Annotated in this window: 14 protein-coding genes and 1 pseudogene; 2 read left to right on the forward strand and 13 right to left on the reverse strand. The window is 37.7% G+C overall.

Features of this window, described 5'->3' with window-relative positions:
• Positions 1 to 305: 305 nt before the first annotated feature.
• Both M3196_RS01870 and cdaS read left to right on the forward strand, forming a co-directional pair.
• Positions 306 to 1,631 (forward strand): glycosyl hydrolase family 18 protein, encoded by a 1,326-nt coding sequence (locus M3196_RS01870; protein WP_251320555.1) that lies wholly within the window; start codon positions 306 to 308, stop codon positions 1,629 to 1,631.
• Positions 1,632 to 1,692: 61 nt separating this feature from the next.
• On the forward strand, positions 1,693 to 2,319 hold the full coding sequence (cdaS, locus tag M3196_RS01875; protein WP_251320556.1) for a sporulation-specific diadenylate cyclase CdaS: 627 nt from the start codon (positions 1,693 to 1,695) through the stop codon (positions 2,317 to 2,319).
• Positions 2,320 to 2,513: 194 nt separating this feature from the next.
• On the opposite strand, the gene vanY is transcribed toward cdaS, so the two are convergent.
• The 13 genes and pseudogenes from vanY to M3196_RS01940 all read right to left on the reverse strand — a co-directional run bounded on the left by vanY (position 2,514) and on the right by M3196_RS01940 (position 22,307).
• Positions 2,514 to 3,392, reverse strand: coding sequence for a VanY-A/VanY-F/VanY-M family D-Ala-D-Ala carboxypeptidase (gene vanY, locus M3196_RS01880; RefSeq protein ID WP_251320557.1), 879 nt, complete (start codon positions 3,390 to 3,392; stop codon positions 2,514 to 2,516).
• Positions 3,393 to 3,494: 102 nt separating this feature from the next.
• Positions 3,495 to 4,607, reverse strand: coding sequence for a sensor histidine kinase (locus M3196_RS01885; RefSeq protein WP_251320558.1), 1,113 nt, complete (start codon positions 4,605 to 4,607; stop codon positions 3,495 to 3,497).
• Positions 4,600 to 5,292, reverse strand: a complete 693-nt coding sequence (vanR, locus tag M3196_RS01890) for a vancomycin resistance response regulator transcription factor, VanR-F/VanR-M family (RefSeq protein ID WP_251320559.1) — start codon at positions 5,290 to 5,292, stop codon at positions 4,600 to 4,602. The genes M3196_RS01885 and vanR overlap by 8 nt, the downstream gene beginning before the upstream one ends.
• 223 nt (positions 5,293 to 5,515) lie before the next feature.
• Positions 5,516 to 6,011 (reverse strand): annotated as a pseudogene (locus M3196_RS01895) (recombinase family protein); the annotation flags it as partial.
• Positions 6,012 to 6,178: 167 nt separating this feature from the next.
• Positions 6,179 to 7,093: a LysR family transcriptional regulator gene (locus M3196_RS01900; protein WP_251320560.1), complete on the reverse strand. Its 915-nt coding sequence runs from the start codon at positions 7,091 to 7,093 to the stop codon at positions 6,179 to 6,181.
• A 522-nt stretch (positions 7,094 to 7,615) separates the two neighbouring features.
• The gene (locus M3196_RS01905; protein WP_251320561.1) at positions 7,616 to 11,392 is read right to left on the reverse strand and encodes a S8 family serine peptidase; all 3,777 of its coding nucleotides are present in this window, start codon (positions 11,390 to 11,392) and stop codon (positions 7,616 to 7,618) included.
• Between the two features lie 867 nt (positions 11,393 to 12,259).
• The gene (locus tag M3196_RS01910; protein WP_251320562.1) at positions 12,260 to 13,090 is read right to left on the reverse strand and encodes a L,D-transpeptidase; all 831 of its coding nucleotides are present in this window, start codon (positions 13,088 to 13,090) and stop codon (positions 12,260 to 12,262) included.
• Between the two features lie 1,375 nt (positions 13,091 to 14,465).
• Positions 14,466 to 14,981, reverse strand: a complete 516-nt coding sequence (locus M3196_RS01915) for a type 1 glutamine amidotransferase domain-containing protein (protein WP_251320563.1) — start codon at positions 14,979 to 14,981, stop codon at positions 14,466 to 14,468.
• Between the two features lie 82 nt (positions 14,982 to 15,063).
• Entirely contained in the window at positions 15,064 to 15,570 is a 507-nt protein-coding gene (locus M3196_RS01920) for a metal-dependent hydrolase (protein ID WP_251320564.1), read from the reverse strand.
• A gap of 67 nt (positions 15,571 to 15,637) precedes the next feature.
• Positions 15,638 to 18,082 (reverse strand): DNA topoisomerase IV subunit A, encoded by a 2,445-nt coding sequence (gene parC / locus M3196_RS01925; protein ID WP_251320565.1) that lies wholly within the window; start codon positions 18,080 to 18,082, stop codon positions 15,638 to 15,640.
• 13 nt (positions 18,083 to 18,095) lie between these two features.
• Complete coding sequence (gene parE, locus M3196_RS01930; RefSeq protein WP_251320566.1) at positions 18,096 to 20,054, reverse strand: DNA topoisomerase IV subunit B; 1,959 nt, start codon at positions 20,052 to 20,054, stop codon at positions 18,096 to 18,098.
• Between the two features lie 204 nt (positions 20,055 to 20,258).
• On the reverse strand, positions 20,259 to 20,666 hold the full coding sequence (locus M3196_RS01935) for a CoA-binding protein (RefSeq protein WP_251320567.1): 408 nt from the start codon (positions 20,664 to 20,666) through the stop codon (positions 20,259 to 20,261).
• Between the two features lie 120 nt (positions 20,667 to 20,786).
• Positions 20,787 to 22,307, reverse strand: a complete 1,521-nt coding sequence (locus M3196_RS01940) for a carboxypeptidase M32 (RefSeq protein ID WP_251320568.1) — start codon at positions 22,305 to 22,307, stop codon at positions 20,787 to 20,789.
• Positions 22,308 to 22,336: the final 29 nt, after the last annotated feature.

Below are 22,336 nucleotides of genomic sequence, written 5' to 3' on the forward strand. Positions count from 1 at the left end.
CATGAAATCGGACATATTTCAGTACACGCAAATAATTCAGCCTGTACTAATTTTATTGATAGATTTATGATTTATTTTTTTGTTTTCCATAAACAAATATTAATTTACTAGTAGGTAAGTGTCAATAATATTCTTACCTCAAAAAAATGATTTTTCAATAACATGTCTAAAATGATGCAGTATTTCTCGCAACCGTTCACTGACACTAGAATAAATGGTTAATAACGGTAATTTAAAAACTGTTTAACATTCCTGTAACTACATAAACTATTTTGCATAAGAAACATCTCCAGGAGGCATGTATTATGAAAAAAAAAGTAATGTTTATGTTAATAGCCATTGCTTATTTACTGTTTGCACCTACTACAACCCAGGCACAAGTAATATTTGAAGTGAAATCCGGTGATTCCCTTGACAAAATATCTAAACAATACAAACTAAGTAGAAATGAAATAGCCAAGCTAAATGGTTTAGCAAAAAGTACTCAACTTGTTTTAGGACAAGCTCTCGTCATTCCAGGCTCAAATTATTATGTTCAACCAGGTGAGAGTTTCTGGGAAATTGCTTACCGTCATTCCATCAGCGAGGAAAACTTAATGCGTAATAATCAACTAAAAAGCAAAGTAATTGTCCCTGGACAAAAGCTAAAAATTCCTCACTCAAAGAAAAAGAAAATTTGGACTGGAACTTATTTTGTTCCTAAGGATAAAAATACAAATGCTTGGATCTTAAATAATTACAGCAATACTCTATCAAGTATATTTGTTTTTGAGTATAAACCAGATTACAAAGGAAATATCATTGGGCTAGCAGAAAATGATGCACATAAACTCGCCTGGAAACAAAACCTGCCCCCTTACGCAACAATTTCAAACTTAAGTGAAAAAGGTTTTGATCCTGATCTAACCCATCATCTAATAAGTAATCCTTGGCGAAGACACAATTTTATCAAAAATATTTATTCCCTTTTACACAGTAATGACTATAAAGGTGTAGTTATAGATTTTGAACAGGTAAGAGAGAAAGATCGTTCTAGCCTAAATATATTTATAAAAGAATTAGCTAAAAAGCTGCATCCTTCTGGGATGGGAATATTGATGGCAGTTCCTCCTAAGCAAGGAGATAAAATGCCTCTTCATTCTACAGCATACGATTACAGAACACTTGGGAAGTTCTTAGATAAGATGTTTTTAATGACATATGATTGGCACTGGCCTGGTGGTCCATCCGGTCCGATTGCTCCAATTGATAAAGTAAAGGAAACAATAAACTATGCAGTTTCTGTGGTACCACGATCAAAACTTATGCTCGGTATCCCACAATATGCATATGATTGGACTATTTCTGGAGAAAAAAAGGCTGGTAAAGCTTACTCAACTCAACATGCAATAGACCTATATATAGGTTATCAGAGTCAGATTCATTATGATTTAAATGCTGCTGCACCATGGTTTCGCTATGTCGATAAACAAGGAACATTACATGAGGTGTGGTTCGAGGATCCACGTAGTCTCTTGAAAAAACTTCGACTTATAAAGGAATATAACTTAGCTGGTATGGGGTGTTGGCATCTTGGCTTGACCATGCCCCAAACGGAAGAATTAGTATTAAATGAATTTAAAGTAAAATAAGTTAAAATCTATTTGGGTGATGATATAGACATCACCCTTTTAAAGCGAGGTGTATATGGTCATGAACCTAAATAGTTGCGACTTTTCACCACTCAAAGATCAGTTAATTGAAGGTCTAAAACTTGTTTCAGCTGAAATTAATAAAGGAATAAAATCATTAGAAAATGAAGAGTATTGTCTTTTAGGAAAATTAGAGGATATAAAAGGAAAATTTGAACAAATAGAGACAGTAGCTGCATCGTTTTATTTAAATTGTTATCTATCTCCATTTACTGACAAATATTTAGATTTATCTACCTGTATCCAACATCTATCAAATCAAAGACATGGTGCATTAATTGTAATTGAGGGTAAAAATCAACTAGATTCTTTAATAAAACCGGGTACTCCTATTGGTGCAACATTAACACATTCTTTATTAGAATCAATTTTTTACCCTGGAAATCCTCTTCATGATGGTGCAGTTTTAGTTCGTACTAATCTAATTTTGTCTGCAGCAAACGTGTTACCTTTGTCTAACAGGATTGTAGGAAAAAAAAAGCTTGGTACTCGTCACCGTGCCGCACTTGGCTTATCCGAAAAAAGTGATGCTCTTGTTCTTGTTGTTTCTGAAGAAACAGGAAGAGTTTCTTTTGCTGTTGATGGAAACCTTTATCCTATTATCACTACTAGTTCATTACTGGATTGAGTAACATTGCTTCTGATGTTTTAATCTGGCCTTAAAAAATTTGACACTCCATTAAATGAAAATAACAGAGATTCACTTATTTGTTTTTTGTAGGTAACGCCCTTCTTGAAGGTACCTTGATGCATTCCTTTGGTATCCAATAATTTCGTTAGTTTCATTCAGCATCCTCACCTTCATGAGTTTCGGCGTGCTGATCAGGGAAACAATGTCACAATCACACCATCCATATTGTTGCCTGATATCTCATAACGAAGGTTGGTCGGCACATGAATGGTGGTATTTTTAGTAATAGGATAATAAAAGATCTCATATTTTTCCCCATTTACACTAGTAGAAATGTTTTTTTCTTCTTTTAGGTAATCCATATATTCTTCTAGAGCGAAATTCTTTTCTTTCATAATCGCGCTGTGAGGTAAACCAACATAGCGGATATGCCACGGTTCATATTGAATACCTGTAACAGCAGTTTTATCCTTTGGATACCTTAAAATAAAGCCGTATTTCCAAGCATTTTTTTCTATCCACTTTCCTTCAGGTGCTTCACTCATTTTCATTTGGGTAGATCCTACATCAATAGATAAACCCAAATTGTGTTCGCTATAGCCTGCTGGCAAGGCATAGTCAGAGCCCATTTCTTGGTAAAGTTCACTTTGCTCATTAAAGTCTCGAAATCCACTACTAATTATAAAATGATGAACCCCTTCTTTTTCAGCAGCTGCTGTCATCTCTGAAAATTTAAGTGCGACATCCTCTGACAATTTAATATCACTATTAAGCAACCCGTATCCTTTTATCAATTCTTTATGCGTAAATAAATTTACGACATCCGATTTTATACTCTCTTGGTGGACAGGATATTCTTTGTTGACCAAAAGTAGATTTCCTTTATAGATCTGTTCTGTTGCAATCTCATTGTTTTGGATACTTTCAGAAGTTCCTAGAAAATTTAAATTACCTTGATGATTTTGATCAATTTTTTGAAACTCTACTTTATCTTGAAACAACGGTGTGATAGGATCGACAGCAAATACCAGACACAATATAAAAAACAAAAAAAATCCCCACTTCTTCATTTTCAGTTTCCTCCTTGATCTTACTTGCTTATAGGATAGGAGAAACTATTTAAAAAAAGAGTAGGGTAATTATTAAATTTTTCTTAAATCCTTTATTTATATTTAAGTTTGACTATTTGATATACTTTCCTGCGGTAAACGGACCTCAAATATCGTCCGTATTAAAATGCTTTCAACAGTAATGGTTCCATTATGCTGCTCTACAATATTCTTCGCAATGAACAAGCCAAGACCAGTGCTTCCTTCTTGATGCGTTCGTGCTTTGTCACCGGCATAGAACATATCAAAGAGATGCGGGAGTTCATCCGGAGGAATGCTATCTCCATAATTCACAACTTGAACGACCACTTCATCTGCATCAATAAAGCCGTTAATATCGACATACTGTCCTTCATATCCATAACGAATGGCATTGGTTAGAAGATTTTCAAACACACGTGCTAACAATTCTCCATCTCCAAAAATGGGTAAATGGGGTGTACTATCCATCCGAGCAACCAAATGATTCTTTTTGAATACAGGATACAATTCTTCTCTTAATTGATTAAGCAGGTCAGTTAAATTTATTCTCTTTTTTTCAACTGGAAGCATGCCATAATTCATTCTAGTTATTTCGAATAATTCATCAATTAGCCTTTCTAAACGTTGAGATTTAGTAAAGGAAATTGTTAAAAAATGTCTGACTTGTTCTTTTGTCAAGCTCTCATCCGTAAGGATCAAATCCAAATATCCTAAAACAGAGGTAAGCGGAGTCCGCAAATCATGAGCTAGATTTACGACCAATTGATCCTTGCTGCTTTCCGAAAAATCTCCTCTTTCTACAGCTTGTTTCAATTTTTCACTTGCCAAATTAATATCATGGGCAATATCTCGAAATTCATCATTTGACTTGATTTGAATTTGATGTGAAAAGTCTCCCCGAGAGAGATAATGGATTCCGATTGAAATCTCGTTAAAATAGCTAGAATATCGCTTCGTGAGTAAGTAAAAGAACATGAACGAAAGCGGGATAAATAGTAGTAAAAAGACGTTAATGTCGCCAATTTGGATCATAATTTTCCGATAATATTCCAGTCGGTCACCATACTGGACATTCGAGTGATAATAGAATTGGAGTGATTTAAAGACTATAAACGTTATAATTCCAGAAAAAATCATACTTAAACCAAATAATAGCACCATCTTTGAGCGAAAACTTCGTACGATTTTAACCATTGAATGTGTACCCGACTCCCCACACAGTTTTAATTAATTTGTTTTTCTGTTTATCTTCTTTAAGTTTTTTTCGTAATGTACGAATATGAACCATAACGGTATTCCCACCTACAAAATATGCATCGCCCCACACCTGCAGAAAAATATTTTCCACACTATAAACTTTCTTTGGATGACTGGCTAGTAAATACAATATATCAAACTCTTTGGGAGTTAGCTCAATATTTTCACCGTAAAGAGTAACCGCACGTTGATCAGGAGAAATAACTAGTCCACCAAATACTAGGTGTGATTTATTCGTCTTAGGTTGATTCAACGTCGTAAAGCGCCTTAACTGAGCATTTACGCGAGCTACCAATTCAATGGGAGTGAATGGTTTAGTCATATAATCATCTGCTCCAATCACAAGTCCATGTACCTTATCAAAATCAGAAGTTTTAGCACTTAAAAATATGATAGGCATATTATACTGTTCGCGAATGTGACGGGTTACTTCATATCCATCCATTTTCGGCATCATTATATCCAAGATCAGCAAATCAATCGATTGTGTCTGGATAACATGAAGGGCTTCTAGTCCATCAGACACTTTAATTACATGGTAACCCTCTTTTCCTAAATGGATAGCAATCAGATCAGCAATCTCCTTTTCATCATCCGCTATTAAAATCGATATACATTTCATCTATTCCCACTCCTATTTAAAGTTACATTCAGTTAATTTTTCATTTAATTGATCTTTCCTTACAAAGCTGCAGCACTCATCTAAAAAATTCGCTGTTTTTTTAACAGAAGTCTTATTAGCAAGCTCTTAGCTAGCGTGGCAGTTAATTAAATTATTTGGAGTTTCTATTCTATTATTTCCTTTTCTTCTTTAAAAATATTGCCCATATTGGAATACAGATTATCTAATTATTCACTTCTGATAATTTCCTATATAATGAAGCTCTAGATACATTAGTAATTTCACAAATTTGATTTACAGTCATATTTCCTTCTTTGTATAGCTTTACCGCATAATTCATTCCTGCGTGATTTTTATGATACTTCTTTAATCGACATATAAACTTTCCTTCTTTCTTAGCCAATTCAATCCCTTCACGTTGTCGTATCCGAATAAGATCTCGCTCTAATTGGTTAACACCAGCCATTACAGTAATTAAGAATTGGCTGTATGGATTATCTTCTGATAAATCTAGCTATGTGTCCTTCAGTGATTTTAAGCTTGCCTCTTTACCTCGTATGTAATCGATTAATTCAAATAAATTCTGTGTACTACGAATGATCCGAGTTAAGTCCGTAACATAAATAATGTCACCTTCCTGTAAATCCTCTAACATTTTTTGAAGTTGCTCACGATCCTTTTGTTGCTCCAGAAACTTTTTCTTCAAAAATAATATCCATTTTCCTGATGTTACCTCTAATACCCCTAAAAGAAAAATAATAAAATAATCCCAGTTCAATACCGGGACCAATAGTTATTATAAAAAGATGAGCAACGGGACCTTGTAAAAAATTAATCACCCGTTATAGGATTTTGATGGGTAATAAAAATTTCCATATTCTTAAACCTATAAATAAATTAAAGTACTCCCACATTGCATATTGCATCTATTCACATGTGAAATCAATAATTTAATAAAACCTTTTGCGGCTGTCCCAATGTGTTTATGTTTATGGTGCACAATGGTGACTTCCCTAATAATAGCTGGATTCATAATCCTTATCGCCTTCAATACCCCTTCATTTTCCAGAGAAAAAAGTGTATTAGATATAATAGTAGCTCCTATCCCTTTCTTTACTAGATTCAATATTGACTTTGAATCAGTTGATTCAATAATTGGTTGGATTTGAATTCCTTCAGCACTACACGCAGCATCAAGTGATTGCCTAAAACAATGACCTTTAGGATTTAATATTAAAGGTATGCGCTGAATCTCTTTAAAATCTATGGCATTTCTATCTGACCAAACATGATCCCTTCGTACAGCTAAGAAAAATTCTTCTTCGTATAATGAAATATTTGTTAACCTTTCATCTTTTCCTGGCATAAGGGTCAAGGCTAAATCAAATTCATTTTGTATAACCTTTTCAACCACATCATCTAAAGAGAAAATCTGTATTTGTACATCTGGATATATGGAATGAAATTCTAACAATACCGAGGACACAATATGATTTAAATCTCCTGACAAGGTTCCGATTACTAGTTTTCCTCTTTTTACATTTTGAAGCTCTTCTATTTGTTCTTTAGCACTTTCTAAATTCCCGAATACCATTTTGCAGTGTTCAAGGAGAATTTTACCAGCTTCTGTAATTGCTATTTTCTTACCTAAACGATCAAATAAACGAACACCAAGTTCGTCTTCTAATGTTTTCATTTGGTAGCTTAAAGTAGGTTGTCCAATTCTTAGTTTTTCAGCAGTCTTTGTAAAGTGCATTTCTTCACAAAGAGCCATAAAATGTTCTAGTTGCCTGATTTCCAATATTCCCCACCCACCCCTTAGATATCTGTAAATCCATTTTAAAGTTTAACTCATATAACTTACTATTCAAAATATTTTACAAAAATTCTATTAAATTCTTTTTTTAATCTGTAACAAGGATTTTAGATTATGAATTTCATCGAAAGTACAGTAGATAATATAATAGTTCAAACAGTCTAATAATCTAATAATAAAGAGACAGTCACCTATTCTTAGAAGCGTGAACTGTCCCAAATTAAACTATAACTTTCTAAATTGACTTAATAGAATTCAAACTGCACAACAATCTATTTGGCTCGAACGTAAATCGTTTTTCACTCTATGTTTCTAGCTTTATCAGTCGTCTGTACGATAATAGTATTGTATCCCTTTTTACTTCAGCTTGATGCATGTAGGCGCCTTTTGAATCCACTTCTGCTTCCTTTCCATTAATGATGACCTTATCTAGGTAATCATCTTTGCCAAGCCCCGAACGGTGACCACTTGACCTTTTTCTGATCCACCATTAATTACATCGATAGTTTACTTCGGTTTCTTTTGATCCAATATGATTGTGACTGGTGAGGATGGATCTGTACTTCCTTCTTTCGTCAAGGCTGTGGCGGTTAACGTATTCAATCCATTCTTCAATTTAATCGAGATATTGAAGGTACCGTCCTGTTTGCTGGTGCCGGATCCTACATTTTTGCCATTACTTTGAATCGTAACAGTGCTTGCAGGGATCGCTGTCCCTTTTACTAGAACCTTATCTTGATCCGTATACGTATTATCCTGCGGTGTTTCAATGACAGGTGCTGAGATCGCATTGTTCATGACCGCGCGAATCATCATGTTTCCATATTGTGGATCCGTATTGTGCTCCCAAGTTCCATTATACAGAAACCAATTTCGGTCATGGAAAGGGCTATTTTGATCACTTTCGAGACTTGGCATTGTACCTGTGGAAGAAGCCTCAGGCTGTACATAGACTAGATAGAAATCTTCAGTGACAAAAATGTTTTTATCCGTTAAGTCGACATGAGTCCATTCCCCATCAGTCCGCGCAGCTGCTTCAAACGGACCTGCGATTCTTTTACCAGGAGCTCCGTTAACACCGGTGGAATCATAAACAGCTACTTGAAATCTAGTTGAGCCCGGGCTAGAGAATTCAGTATTAACTTTAAAAAGTCCGCCTGTCAACCAAGATTTAGTGACTCCTTCTTCCAATGACATTCTAATCGCAAAGCCATTTTTAGCTCCGTACCAAAACCATGAACTTTCTGATGTTCCATCATCATAGCCGATTTCTCCGGGAGTTCCCAAAAATCTTTTCAATTGAACATTCTGTTTGGTTTTCTTATTCGACTGGAGTGTAATAGAGTAATCATTATTAACATAGTTGTTCTTGAAAACATGTAACGTATAGGTACCTTCAAAGGCTGTAAGTGTAAATCTTCCTTTACTATCCGTTTTCACAGGAGTAATGGCGGCATCCTCTACTAAAGAGATGATGGCATCTGATATTGGTTTCCCTGTCGTTTGATCCTTGACTACCCCTTCTACTGTTCCTTTCCCTAAGGATTTAAGATTAAAGTTTGTTTCGACGATTCCGTCTTTTGGAATCGAAACAGCTTGGTTTTTGGAATGAAAACCATATGCCTCAGCGCGAAGAGTGAATTCCCCTGCCTTATGTGTCATGGAGAACCTTCCATCTGCTGGATTAGTTGCAACTGAGTATCCAGAGTCTACTAGCGTTACCTTTGCACCGATTGGCAATACATTAGGTTGACTAGAAGTATTCTGAACCATTGTAGCCGTCGGAGCTAATACACTATTTTTAGATTGTTTTTTTGTATGGATTACTCCTGTTGTCTTTTCAATATTTTTTTCCTTACTATCTACTAGAGATTTATCAGTTAATGCTATGTCATCCAAGTACCAGCCATCATGAGGTTCCCAATCAAATCCTGTTTGTATTGTAAACATATAGAAACTGATATAAATCCGCTTTCCAGCGTAAGCAGAAAGATTCACTTCTGCATCAACCCAATTATCTGTATAGTACTCAAGTGGTACTCCATTTTCACCAAATTCAGTAGCTTCTGTTTTAGTCAATATTTCCCAGTTTTGGCGGTCGGTAGAGATTAGGACCGCACCGAAATCTGTTGAACCCTCGATTCCATCTGGACTAAAATCATACCACTGCTTATATTGCAGATATGAATTTCCGCTTTCAGGAATGTCGATAGGAGGCATATTGAGATAAGAATCCGAATTATCAGCGTGAGGGCCCTCCAAATTGGTTCCATATACTTTTTGTCCTGAATAAGCTTGTCCAGGTCCCGCTACTGGGCTGCCCCATTCCCAATCGTTATTCCATCCTTCTGAATACCATCCTTCAGGAGCGGTTTCTAAATCATGGAAATATCCAATCGTAATCGCAGGCTTCACTTCTACATCATAGGTGGAAGAAGTTACTTGATTTTGACCATAATCAACCATTTTCCACTTATACGTAAATGTACCTTTCCTTATATCTTCACCTGGAACTACAGCTTGATACGTCCCGTTTCTAAAATCACCAGCTGTTCTTGCTGCTTTTATAGTCTCCCATTGTTGATCAACTAAATACTGAATTTCTACTGTCTCTACACTGATGTTATCTTGTACTTCCACTGTTATTGGTAAAACAACTTGGTCATATACAAAGTCAGGAGAGGTATGCTGGTAGGTTGGATTTGCTGTATCTTTTCCATCATATACGACTAAACCTTCAATCTTCCCATTTCCATTATTTAATGTTTTTATTGCGTTATAACCATTAACAAACCCATGCCCATAACCGTAATTAGGTGAGGATGAAAATTCTGAGTCTGTCAATGGGATGGCTGTATCAAAGAGGATTTCTTCAATTTGGTCAATCGTCAGTGATGCATTGGCTTGCTTTAATAAAGCAACTACACCTGTAATATGTGGCGTTGCCATTGATGTACCACTCATCAGTTCATAATCATTGGTTGGTACAGCTGAACGAATGTCGACACCTGGTGCTGATACATCTGGTTTCATTTCGTCATATGGAGCTGGTCCACGGGAAGAGAACCACGTCAAGGCATTCTGATCATCCGTGGCCGCAACTGCAAAAGATTCTGGATAGTTCGCTGGAGAAGCAACCCATCCTTCCCCATTAGAACCGGCATTTCCAGCTGCAAAAACTGGGAAGATATTGGCAGACCTCCAGTTTTGTACCATAGGTCGGTACCATTCATCCAGACCTGGCCCGCCCCCCCAGGAATTGTTTACGACATCCGGAGCTAATTCGGGATGGGGATTACCTTCAGCATCTTTTGGGGCCAATATCCACTCTCCAGCTTCGAGCAAGTCGACATCCATACCGCCGCGGTCAGAGAATGCTTTAACAGCGATCCATTTTGCACCTGGGGCAACACCAATTTGGTTACTTCCATCAGACTCTGAGCCAACCATTGTCCCAACCGTATGAGTTCCATGTTTTAAATCATCATACGGAGCTTCTTTTCCATCGACGGCATCAAACCAGCTTAATTTATGATCTGCCTGATTTGGATTCGCTGGATTGTATCCACGGTATTTTTCCATTAAAGCGGGATGTTCCCACTGAACACCTGTATCAATACTGGCTACCACGATTCCTGCTCCATCGATTCCCATATCCCATACTTGAGGGGCTCCAACTTTTTCAACTCCCCATTCAACCGTTGATGAATTTAGATTGGTCGTTTTTACCTTAGGTTGGATCGGCGTGATTATTTGCCGCGTTTCATTCGGAAGAATTTTTGCTACCTCCGGATATGTTTCCAGTTTGTCCATCACATCTTTTGTTGCTGTTACAGCTATTGCATTTACAACATAGAACGATTGGATATCTTTCACTTCGCCATTTAGCTTTGCTTGCTCTAGATAATCAATCACTCCAGCTTGAGTCTCCATTGCAGTATTTCGTAATATTGAAACAACGGCAGAACGGACCTGAAGTTTTGTACTTGCAGCTGTTTGTTTCTGTTTCTTCGCCTTTTCTGCTGCCTCAAACGCTACACGATTTGTATCAACCTGCTCTTTGAACTTTAATATGAATGTAACCTGATTCTGATCCTTAAATTGTTTGATTAGTTTAGAATCTACTTTATTGGTAACCAAAGCATTCTTACCCATAGACACTGGCTTTATATCTACGGGATTTCCTTGTGCTATTGTGTTAATTGGAAGGACAAGGTTGATTAAGAGAATAAAAGATAATAGGAAAACTAATGAAATATTCAATACGCTAACTCTATTTCTCAAAATGGGGGAACTCCTCTCAACTTTTTATATGGTTCCTCTACTAAAATTGCATGGTTTTACTTTAACTAGGATATATCTCCTCCATATGAATTTTTTAATGCTAGACAAAATAATATAAGTATTCTGAAATATTAGCAATACAGGATTTTTGATCGAATCGATTAAGTATTTAAATGGATAATAAAGGAATTTTCCAGCTTCCCTATTCATCTCAAAAAAATAGACACTCCTATGTTAAGGAATATCAGGGTTCATCCAATTATAAATGACGAGCTGAAAATCATTTGGTTTTTAACAAGAGGACAGTTATTTGAAGAAGTTATTACTTGAAAAAAAATAGATGAAATGTAATAAACGGAATGCCCCCTTCTCGTTGTTCTTTTGCGAAGGAACAAACATCAGGGAATTATACGACGCTTCCAGTCATTGTTTCAATGGAAGGATAAAAGAAAGCTTCTTCACCTGGTGTGAAACTAAGCTTCAATTTTATTTTTCAGGTAGTTTTTCAACAATCGGACCCATTTCAAAAAGAGATGCAACAATTCAGTAAAAAATGTTTTAACAATTGTTTCTTCAAATTCTTTATCCAATCCATATCCCCTCTTGATCTAATATTTTTATAAACTACTTCCTTTTTTTTTTATAGACTGAAAAAAAAATTAAACTACAACATCTTTGAATTTAAAGCGATGCCGAACCTGTATTAATGCACGAAGAAATTATTTTGAATCATATAATTTGGATTTTTATATTTCAAGAATGATAAGATCTAATTCTTGAATAATTTTCACAATTTTTGAGTTAGAGAAACTGGAGTTACACATGAATAAAAAAGAGAAAACAGCTTGTCTTCCCTAGATGGTATCACTATACAATTAATACAGTGGTTCCGATTGGTATGGTTTGATATGCCCATTTAGCAACATCCATCGGGTTTCTAATACAACCGTGTGAAGCTCTTCTTCCTACCGTATTATCACTGATCTTATCGAATTTATTCGTGAGTACACTATGATAATAATAAGCTCCTGTAATCTGCATGGCATACATCGCATTAATCTCAGAACCCTTTTTATTCAAGTGGAGCCGCTTAGATTGGATCGTAAACTGTCCCCTTATAGTAGGGGTAACATTGTTTCCGGTAGCGCTTAATGTGGTTTTAAAAACTTTATACGCTCCTGAGCTGTATTTCTGAATAAAGTACGTCTTCTGCCTGTTAATATCCGTAAAAATCATAAAATCTGTTTTAGAAGTAACCTTCCTTGATTTAATGTAAGCAATGACTTGTTCGTTGGTCATTATTGATTTATCTGTTTTAGGATTTGGCGGAACGGATAAATAACCTTTTGTAAGGTAGAATGTCTTCCCCTTATATTTGATATAGTAATATTTTCCGTTACCTCTGTCTGAAAGAATTTCTACTATAGAAGATTTAGGAATTCCATATACTGCTGAAGTTGTCTTTGCATATACGGCCCCGCTTGTTATTTTTGGGGTTGCTTTAGGAACCATAGAAGTTGACACGTTTTTTTCCATATTACTCTGTTTTTGTTTCTGTTCTAAAGTTAAAGAGGATGTCTTCACAACCTCAACTTTTACATTGTCTTTTTTCTCGAGTAGATCTCCTCTAACCGGTTGTGAGTTAAATACGAGCACGTACATAGAAATAAATAATAAAATCATTATCTTATTGATCAAAGTCCCGCCCCCCCCCTAATATTTCTCTATATAAATAGCAATTTTAGCTTAGAAATCATAATCCAAATAAAAATCCTTTATTACCCTTTATCCATTCATAAACTAAAAAAAATAAAGTTACAAACAAATTATAAGTTAGCTAAAATGATTAATCAATGGTAATTATATCTATCAACATGATAACTTTTGTCTATAATAAATCTATCATGTTGCCGTCGGTTTACTTATCGATTATCCTTTCATTTTCCTTACAGTATTGTAAGGTTGAGACCCTCGAGACATTGGATGAGACTGTCTCTCCCGGTAAGTTAAAAAATTCCACTTCATTTAATAATTACATATTGTTCGTTTCCATAATACGGACGATTATGGGGTTGTTTTTATAGTCGTAATAGAGAGAAGGCTTATTAAAAGACCTAGAACTTTTTACCTTTATGAAAATGTAGGAAGTTTTCCTTTTTTTAATCATGAACATATACAAGTTGTATCTGAAATTTAGTTTTGAGGGGGGAAGAGATGAAAAAAAGTCATTCTTTTTGCTCTCTTTGGAATTGATGATTCTTTAGCACTTATTTATGCTTTTTTTGGAAAAAGCATAGAACTGTTACGTATCGTAGCTGATTATGCGGATTTTCAAAAGAAAAGGTTTTAAAGAATGTGAACTATTTAAAGTATCTTGCGGGAAAGATAGAACCTTAAGTAGTAATAATGATTGGATCCGGTCATTAGCCAGGATGTCGCAAAGGGAAAAACCCAAATAGGCGTAACCTAGGATTATCAATTTTATAAAGGGCCAATACCGGCAAGAACCGGAATCAGGCGTGAGAAATTTTTATTTGGTGGCAAGATCGGTTTGGCAATCTTTATTTTGATGGTGATTTGTAAAGAGACAGGCACCATACAAGATCCACAGAACGTGTTACGAGTGATGAACAGGATAATTGCTACAGAAAAAATCCCTCGAATTCGGTTTCACGATATCCGACACAGCCAATGCATCAATTCTTATTTCAAAAGGTGTAGATCTTGTCAAAGTATCACATCGATTAGGGCATTCTAATGCTAAAATTAAGTTAGAATATTATGCTTATTTAATGCCGAATGACTATAAGGAAGCAGCTGATATATTAAACGATGCCATTGACCAGTCTAGTAGAAAAATGTTAGCATATTTCACTCTTCGAAATAACTTAAGGAATTGACCAAAAACAAACTAAAAGTCTGTAACCCTTGCAAGGTTTACAGACTTAAAATTTAATGAAATGTATGGTGATCTGAGAGGGATTCGAACCCACGACCTCTACCCTATTAATCAAGGTCTAAATAAGTAAACCACACAGATCCAAGTCTATGTGGTTTATTTGTTATCCTTATTCTATTTATTTAAAACCTTCAACGACTCTCTAATAAACGCTGGTATATCATCCGGCTGACGGCTTGTTACCAGATTGTCTCCGCAAACGACAACTTCTTCATCTTTCACTGTTGCACCGGCGTTTTTTAGGTCAACATGAATGGATTTATAACCTGTGATGTTTCTACCTTCTAAAACTTCTGCAGAGATTAACAGCTGGGGTCCATGACAGATGGCGAGGACTGGCTTGCCTTCATCTGCAAAATGCTTTGTAAATTCAACGAACTTGTCATCACCACGTAAGATATCCGGCGAAAAGCCGCCTGGAATGAATAGTGCGTCAAAGTCTTCAGGAGAAACTTCAGAGATCGCTGCATTTGTCGACACTTGTGCTTCCTTCTGTTTGCCTTCTAATGTTGCACCTTTTTCAGATCCAATAACGGTTACTTCATGGCCCGCTTCTCTAAAAGCATTTGCCGGTTCCGTATATTCCACATCTTCAAACATGTTTGCTAATACCGTTGCAATTTTAGCCATTCTTAACCACTCCTCATTTTGTGTATACAATTGTTGTATTACCTTTGAGGAAGGGATTTAAACTCTTTTTTAAGTTATGGTTTTAAAATATGGGAACAATATAAAGATGAATCATCAATACAAAAGCTAGTAAACTGATAACTGTTGCTATATGATTCTCTGCCTTTGTTCCTGTTTTAGTGTACAAAGGAAAGCGAAATCGAACCGGCAGCGGATAAAAAAGCTGAACGCCTCTGGAAGTTGCGGCATCAAGCAGCATATGGCTGATTACCCCTGCAACTAACCCCATACTCAAACTTTCTTCGTATGTCCAATCGATCCAGTTTGGCAGCATCATCACCAATAGAATCATGATCCAGCTGTGTGTGACCGTACGATGTCCGAATGTTTTAGAGATCGTTTTTGATAGGAAACTAGTTTTCTTGCCAAGATAAGAACCCGGATGGCACAAGTCTGGTAACAGACTTCCTAAAACAGCAGCTCCAAAAAAGGTAAGTTCATGATGTAATGTATCTGGCGGCAGGTCAGTAACCACTTTATATAAAGCAGCGGCTGCTACACCGCCTAATAGATGTGTATTGCTTTTCATTATGTATCTCTCTTTTCTCTAAGTTGCTTATATGTTCTGATAGAAAGAAGAAAAAGAGCAGCATATGCTACTCTTTGGAACTATCTGTTGAAATTAATGACTTTAATCTTGTAATTTCACCTGTTTCACCTGTGTCTACGACAAATGAGCCATTGTTGTATCTGTCTGCCGGTTTGAAATTAGCTGAGGTAATGGTTTCTTGCTTACCACTTGCAGTTTCAAGAACGAACTCTTTCTCATCTTCTGTAACAAGTTTTATACCGACAATGCGGTGAGGGGTCGATTTTAATTCTCTTACCATTACGAGTCCCCGTTTTGCACGAGATGTTTTATCAAATTCAGTAATCTTCATTTTTTTCATTGCCCCGCGCTGGGTAGCAACGATAATCTGGGCCGTTTCCGGATTTTCCGGAAGTGCAAACCCGCTCACTAAGTGATCTCCAGCTTTTAAGTTAATCCCTTTAACCCCTGCTGCACGCTGGCCAACAAGGCTGATCTCTTCTTCATGGAACCATAAGCCGTATCCGAAGTGTGTTGCGATAAACACATCTTGGTTTCCGTTCGTTAAGGACACATCAACTAATTCATCGTCACCTTTTAGTTTAACGGCCATCAATGTACGGTTATAGCGTGTTGCTTTGTATTGGCTGAGTTCCGTTTTCTTAGCCATTCCTTGCTTCGTAAAGAAGATCAGGAATTGGTCTTCCTTAAACTCTTTGACAGGGAATGCTTTAATCAGCTTCTCATCCTTATCTAAACCGACAATACTCGCTAGATGCTGCCCCATGTCCTTCCAGCGGATCTCTGGCATCTCATAGACGGGAAGGTAAATATAGTTTCCTTTATTCGTAAACATCAACATTGTATCTGTTGTGTTCAGTTGAGAAACGAGCAGCAGTGAATCCGTATCCTTCATGCCTGGCGGCTCGCCGTTAGAGGCACTGTAAGAACGGATACTTGAACGTTTGATATAGCCGTCTTCTGTTACCATAACCATAACGTCTTCTGACGGAATCATAACTTCCATATCGATTTTAATTTCCTGAATCTCAGCTTCGATCTGTGTACGTCGATCATCGGCGTACTTCTTCTTCACGTCAGAAAGTTCTTTTTTAATAACGCTATATAGCTTCTTATCGCTATCTAATATAGAACGCAGATAAGTAATCTTCTTTTCGAGTTCTTCTGCTTCGGTCTGAAGTGTCGTAATATCCGTATTCGTTAAACGGTAAAGCTGCAACGTAACGATCGCTTCAGCCTGTGGTTCTGTAAACTGAAACTTCTCGATGATATTGTCTTTCGCGTTACGCTTATCTTTTGAAGCACGGATCGTCTCGATGACTTCATCCAAGATTGAAATAGCTTTAATTAAACCTTCAACGATATGTGAACGTTCCTCAGCTTTTCGAAGATCATACTTCGTACGTCGAGTTACAACTTCGATCTGATGCTGAATGTACGCATTTAAAATATGCTTTAGACCCATTAATTTCGGAGTCTTGTTATGGATCGCAACCATGTTGTAGTTATACGAAACTTGAAGATCGGTATTTTTAAAAAAGAAATTCAATACTCCTTCTGCATTACCGTCTTTACGTAGTTCAATAACGATTCTTAAACCGGTACGGTCCGTCTCATCACGAATCTCAGCGATACCATCTACTTTTTTATCTAAACGAAGCTCGTCCATTCGCTTTACAAGATTCGCTTTGTTCACTTCAAACGGAACTTCTGTGATGACAATCTGCTGACGTCCGCCTTTTAAGCTCTCGATCTCTGTCTTGGCACGGATAATGAACCGGCCTTTACCTGTTTCAAAAGCTTTCTTGATGCCATCTACACCTTGAACGATTCCGCCAGTCGGGAAATCAGGACCTTTAATAACCGTCATGAGCTCATCGAGTGAAACTTCCGGGTTATCGATCTGCATCGTAACTGCGTCTATAACTTCTCCAAGGTGGTGCGGTGGGATTTCAGTTGCATAACCAGCCGAGATACCCGTTGACCCGTTAACAAGCAAATTTGGATACATAGAAGGCAGCACGATCGGCTCTTCCGTCGTATCATCAAAGTTTGGTGCGAATTCAACGGTTTCTTTATCGATATCTCTTAAAAGTTCAGATGCGATTGCAGAAAGCCTTGCTTCTGTATAACGCATGGCAGCTGCCGGATCACCGTCAATGCTGCCGTTGTTTCCGTGCATCTGAATCAGAACGTTTCTTACTTTCCAGTCCTGACTCATACGTACCATAGCTTCATAAACGGAAGAATCACCATGCGGGTGATAGTTACCGATTACGTTACCGACTGTCTTAGCCGATTTTCTGTATGGCTTTTCGTTTGTGTTTCCTTCCGCGTACATTGCATATAAAATACGGCGCTGTACGGGTTTTAGTCCATCTCTTGCATCAGGTAATGCACGCTCCTGAATAATGTATTTACTATACCTTCCGAAGCGGTCGCCGATTACGTCTTCTAACGGCAGCTCTCTAAATTTCTCAAGCAGTGACAATCTTTAAACCTCCTCAGAATGCAGACAAGTTCTCGTTATCTAGTATGTTCGTTTCTTCGTTTAAGCCAAACGCCACATGTTCTTCAATCCACTTTCGGCGTGGTTCAACTTTGTCTCCCATTAGTACGGAAACGCGTTTTTCGGCTCTAGCTGCGTCATCGATACGAACTCGGATCAGTGTACGTGTATCAGGATCCATTGTGGTTTCCCATAGCTGATCCGCATTCATCTCTCCAAGCCCTTTATAACGCTGAATGATGTAGCCTTTACCTACTTTTTTCTGTGCTGCTTTTAGTTCATCTTCATCCCATGCATACTCGATCACTTCTTTTTTACCAGTTCCCTTGCTCACTTTATAAAGAGGAGGCAGTGCAATAAATACTTTTCCTTCCTCGATAAGCGGCTTCATGTAACGGTAGAAGAACGTTAGAAGCAATACTTGAATATGTGCACCATCTGTATCGGCATCGGTCATGATAATGATCTTGTCGTAGTTCACATCTTTTAACGTAAAATCAGAACCAACTCCAGCACCGATTGCATGGATGATCGTGTTGATCTCTTCGTTTTTAAATATATCTGCAAGCTTTGCTTTTTCCGTGTTGATTACTTTACCACGAAGCGGTAAGATCGCTTGGAATTTTCGGTCTCGTCCTTGTTTTGCAGAACCACCCGCAGAGTCACCCTCTACAAGGTACAGTTCATTGCGCTCAGGATTTTTAGAAGTGGCAGGAGTTAACTTCCCGCTCAGCATGGAATCCTTACGCTTGTTCTTCTTCCCGTTACGGGCATCTTCACGTGCTTTACGAGCTGCTTCACGAGCTTGGGCAGCTTTGATACTTTTACGGATTAGCATTTCACTAATTGCAGGATTCTCCTCAAGGAAATAAGCGAGCTTTCCTGCCACAACTGCATCTACTGAAGATCGTGCTTCACTCGTACCTAATTTGCTCTTTGTTTGTCCTTCAAACTGAAGAAATTCTTCTGGGATGCGGACAGATACCACAGCTGTTAATCCTTCTCGGATATCAGAGCCGTCCAGGTTCTTATCTTTTTCTTTTAACAGGTTTGTTTTGCGGGCATATTCGTTAATGCTTCGCGTAATTGCCGTTTTCGCACCGGACTCATGTGTTCCGCCGTCTTTTGTACGAACATTGTTAACGAAAGACAGAACATTTTCGGCATAACCGTCATTGTATTGAAAAGCAAAATCGACTTCGATCTCATTTTGCGTTCCTTCAAAACTAACAACTGGGTGAAGTGTATCTTTATCTTCATTCAAATATTGTACGAATGCCTCAAGGCCAGTCTCAAACTGAAACTCTTCTTTTTCGCCATTCCGTGCATCTTCCAGAACGATCTTGATTCCTTTTAAAAGGAACGCAGCTTCTCTTAGACGTTCGCTAAGTGTTTCGTAATTATAATTAATCGTTGAAAACATCGTACGGTCTGGTTTGAAATGAACCGTCGTACCTGTTTTACGTGTATTTCCGATTACTTCAAGGGTCGTTACAGGCTTTCCGCCATCTTCAAAACGCTGTCTGTATGTTTTTCCGTCACGGTGGATGGTTACTTCAAGCCATTCAGAAAGAGCGTTCACAACAGACGCACCTACACCATGAAGTCCTCCTGATGTTTTGTACCCGCCTTGTCCGAACTTACCGCCGGCGTGTAAAACGGTGAAGATGATCTCAGGAGTCGGCTTTCCAAGCTTATGCATACCTGTAGGCATTCCACGTCCGTCATCTGCAACAGAAATGCTGTTATCTTTATGAATTTTCACATGTATGTAATCACCGAATCCGCCTAAAGCTTCATCAACGGCGTTATCTACAATTTCATATACGAGGTGATGCAAACCTCTGGCATCTGTACTGCCGATATACATACCAGGTCGCTTACGAACGGCCTCTAACCCCTCGAGCACCTGTATGGCATCATCGTTGTAGTCAAATAATGATTTACTTGCCAAAATGTGTTGCTCCTTTCACGTTGCTGCAGTATTACTATCATAGCAGAACGTTTGTTTCTATACTACCTTTGTCCGTATATTCTCCTCTTATTTCTCGGTTAAAGAACAAAAACCTTTAGTTCAAAAGAGTTTCTTTTTTTAGTTCCTTGTAGAGAATATAGACAAGCATGGGAAAACCACCCGTATGTGGCGGGTGGTTCATTACTACCGTATCATAGCATGTTCCACTTTAATGCACTTATCCATAATATAAGGAATCGTCGCACTTTGCAAAATCTCTTCTGCTTCTGCATTGTATAAACCGAGCTGTGCCCAGAAGAAACCAGCTTTGATATTTGCGGCAGAACGTGCAACTTCAGGCAGGTATTCACTGCGTCTGAACACATTGACGATATCAACTTGTCCTTCAATGTCTTCAAGCGTTGCATACGCTTTTTGTCCTAAAACTTCTGTAACATTAGGATTTACGGGAATAATTTCATATCCAGCATTCTGCATATATTCTGAAACCATATATGATGTACGGAACGGCTGATCGGATAGACCGACTACAGCAATGCGTTTTCTCATTTTTAAAAGGTTCTTAATATCCTCTTTCGTAGCAGCTCCCATTATTTCTTCCTCCCAATATCATTTTTATTTAGATTTTAGACAAAATCATTAAAAATGAAACCTTTTCATCTAAAAAGCCGGCATGCTCGGATTGTTCACGAGAGCCGGCTCTTGAGTTAATTATCCGTTTAACCGATAGATGTCGCTATATTTTTTCTCAAAATAAGCGATCAGATGATCTGGGTTAAGACCTTCACCCGTTACATCTTTTAGAATTTCGATCGGCTTTTTCATCTTCCCGTATTGATGAACGTTCTTTGTTAACCATTCTTTGATCGGAAGAAGGTTTCCAGCTTCAACAAGTGCATCAAAGTCTGGAATATCTTTTACCATCGCATTTTTTAGCTGTGCTGCATAAATGTACCCTAATGCATATGAAGGGAAGTATCCAAAGCTTCCTCCTGACCAGTGTACGTCTTGAAGAACACCTTCAGCATCATTTTTCGGAGTTACTCCGATATATTCCTGCATCTTCTCGTTCCAGATACGAGGCAGGTCTTTTACCTCAATCTCATCGTTAAATAAGCCTTTTTCAATCTCATAACGAACGATAACATGTAGCGGATATGTCATTTCATCAGCTTCAATACGAATGAGAGAAGGTTCTACAACGTTGATCGAACGATAAAAATCTTCCAGCTCAACATCGTTGAACTGTGCGCCTGACACATCCTTCAATGTTGAATAATGGTTCTTCCAGAATCCGAAGTGACGGCCAACGAAGTTTTCCCAGAACAACGATTGTGATTCATGAATCCCCATTGAGGTTCCTGAACATAATGGTGTTCCTACAAGCTCTTCTGAAATATTTTGTTCGTAAAGGGCGTGTCCGCCTTCATGGATAGTACCGAAAACAGCTGTACGGAAATCATTCTCCATGTACTTCGTCGTTACACGCACATCTCCAGGGTTCAAGCCGATCGCAAATGGATGAACCGTCTCATCCAAGCGGCCAGAATCGAAATCATAGCCCATGTCTTTTAAGACATGCAGACTGAATTCTTTTTGCTTGTCTTTCGGGAAGTGGTCAAACAAGAATTTCGTTTCAGGCTGACCTGCTTCTGTTACTTTTTGAAGAAGCGGAACGATACGGTCGCGCAGTTTTGAAAACGTTTCATCTAAAATCTCAACCGTAACACCTGGCTCGTACATATCGAGAAGCGTGTTGTATTTGTTGCCTTCATATCCCCAATAGCCGATAAACTTCTTGTTGAATTCAACAAGTTTTTCTAAGTAAGGCTGGAATAGAGAGAAGTCGGATTTGCTCTTCGCTTCTTCCCAAATATTTTCCGCTTTCGATTGCAAAATAACATACTCTTTGAATTCTGCAGGAGGAATCTTAGCGTTGCGCTCAAAATCCTTCTTCACTTCTTCAAGCGTCTTTTTCGTAACGTCTGATAAAGTGTCTTGAACTTCTGGCTTAGAAAGCTCTTCAATAAAGTTTTTCATTTCATCAGAAGTAGACATAGCAAACACATCGGAAGATAATGTCCCGATTACTTCAGAGCGCTGTTCTACTCCTTTTTTAGGTGCTCCTGTACGCAGGTCCCAATACATAAGACCGATCGCTTCATTCACATGTACCATTTTCTTCACATACTCTAAAAACTCTTTTTCAACGTTCACTTTAGTTTGCGTCATAATAATATCCATCCCTTCACGTCTTCATA

The sequence above is a fragment of the Fictibacillus nanhaiensis genome (genome assembly GCF_023715445.1).
Classification (GTDB): domain Bacteria; phylum Bacillota; class Bacilli; order Bacillales; family Fictibacillaceae; genus Fictibacillus; species Fictibacillus nanhaiensis_D.

What these genes read in the sequence shown, in the direction of transcription:
- M3196_RS01870 (WP_251320555.1), top strand. Translation starts at nt 306, where the DNA reads ATGAAAAAAAAAGTAATGTTTATGTTAATAGCCATTGCTTATTTACTG.
- cdaS (WP_251320556.1), top strand. Translation starts at nt 1,693, where the DNA reads ATGAACCTAAATAGTTGCGACTTTTCACCACTCAAAGATCAGTTAATT.
- vanY (WP_251320557.1), bottom strand. Translation starts at nt 3,392, where the DNA reads ATGAAGAAGTGGGGATTTTTTTTGTTTTTTATATTGTGTCTGGTATTT.
- M3196_RS01885 (WP_251320558.1), bottom strand. Translation starts at nt 4,607, where the DNA reads ATGGTTAAAATCGTACGAAGTTTTCGCTCAAAGATGGTGCTATTATTT.
- vanR (WP_251320559.1), bottom strand. Translation starts at nt 5,292, where the DNA reads ATGAAATGTATATCGATTTTAATAGCGGATGATGAAAAGGAGATTGCT.
- M3196_RS01915 (WP_251320563.1), bottom strand. Translation starts at nt 14,981, where the DNA reads ATGGCTAAAATTGCAACGGTATTAGCAAACATGTTTGAAGATGTGGAA.
- M3196_RS01920 (WP_251320564.1), bottom strand. Translation starts at nt 15,570, where the DNA reads ATGAAAAGCAATACACATCTATTAGGCGGTGTAGCAGCCGCTGCTTTA.
- M3196_RS01935 (WP_251320567.1), bottom strand. Translation starts at nt 20,666, where the DNA reads ATGGGAGCTGCTACGAAAGAGGATATTAAGAACCTTTTAAAAATGAGA.
- M3196_RS01940 (WP_251320568.1), bottom strand. Translation starts at nt 22,307, where the DNA reads ATGACGCAAACTAAAGTGAACGTTGAAAAAGAGTTTTTAGAGTATGTG.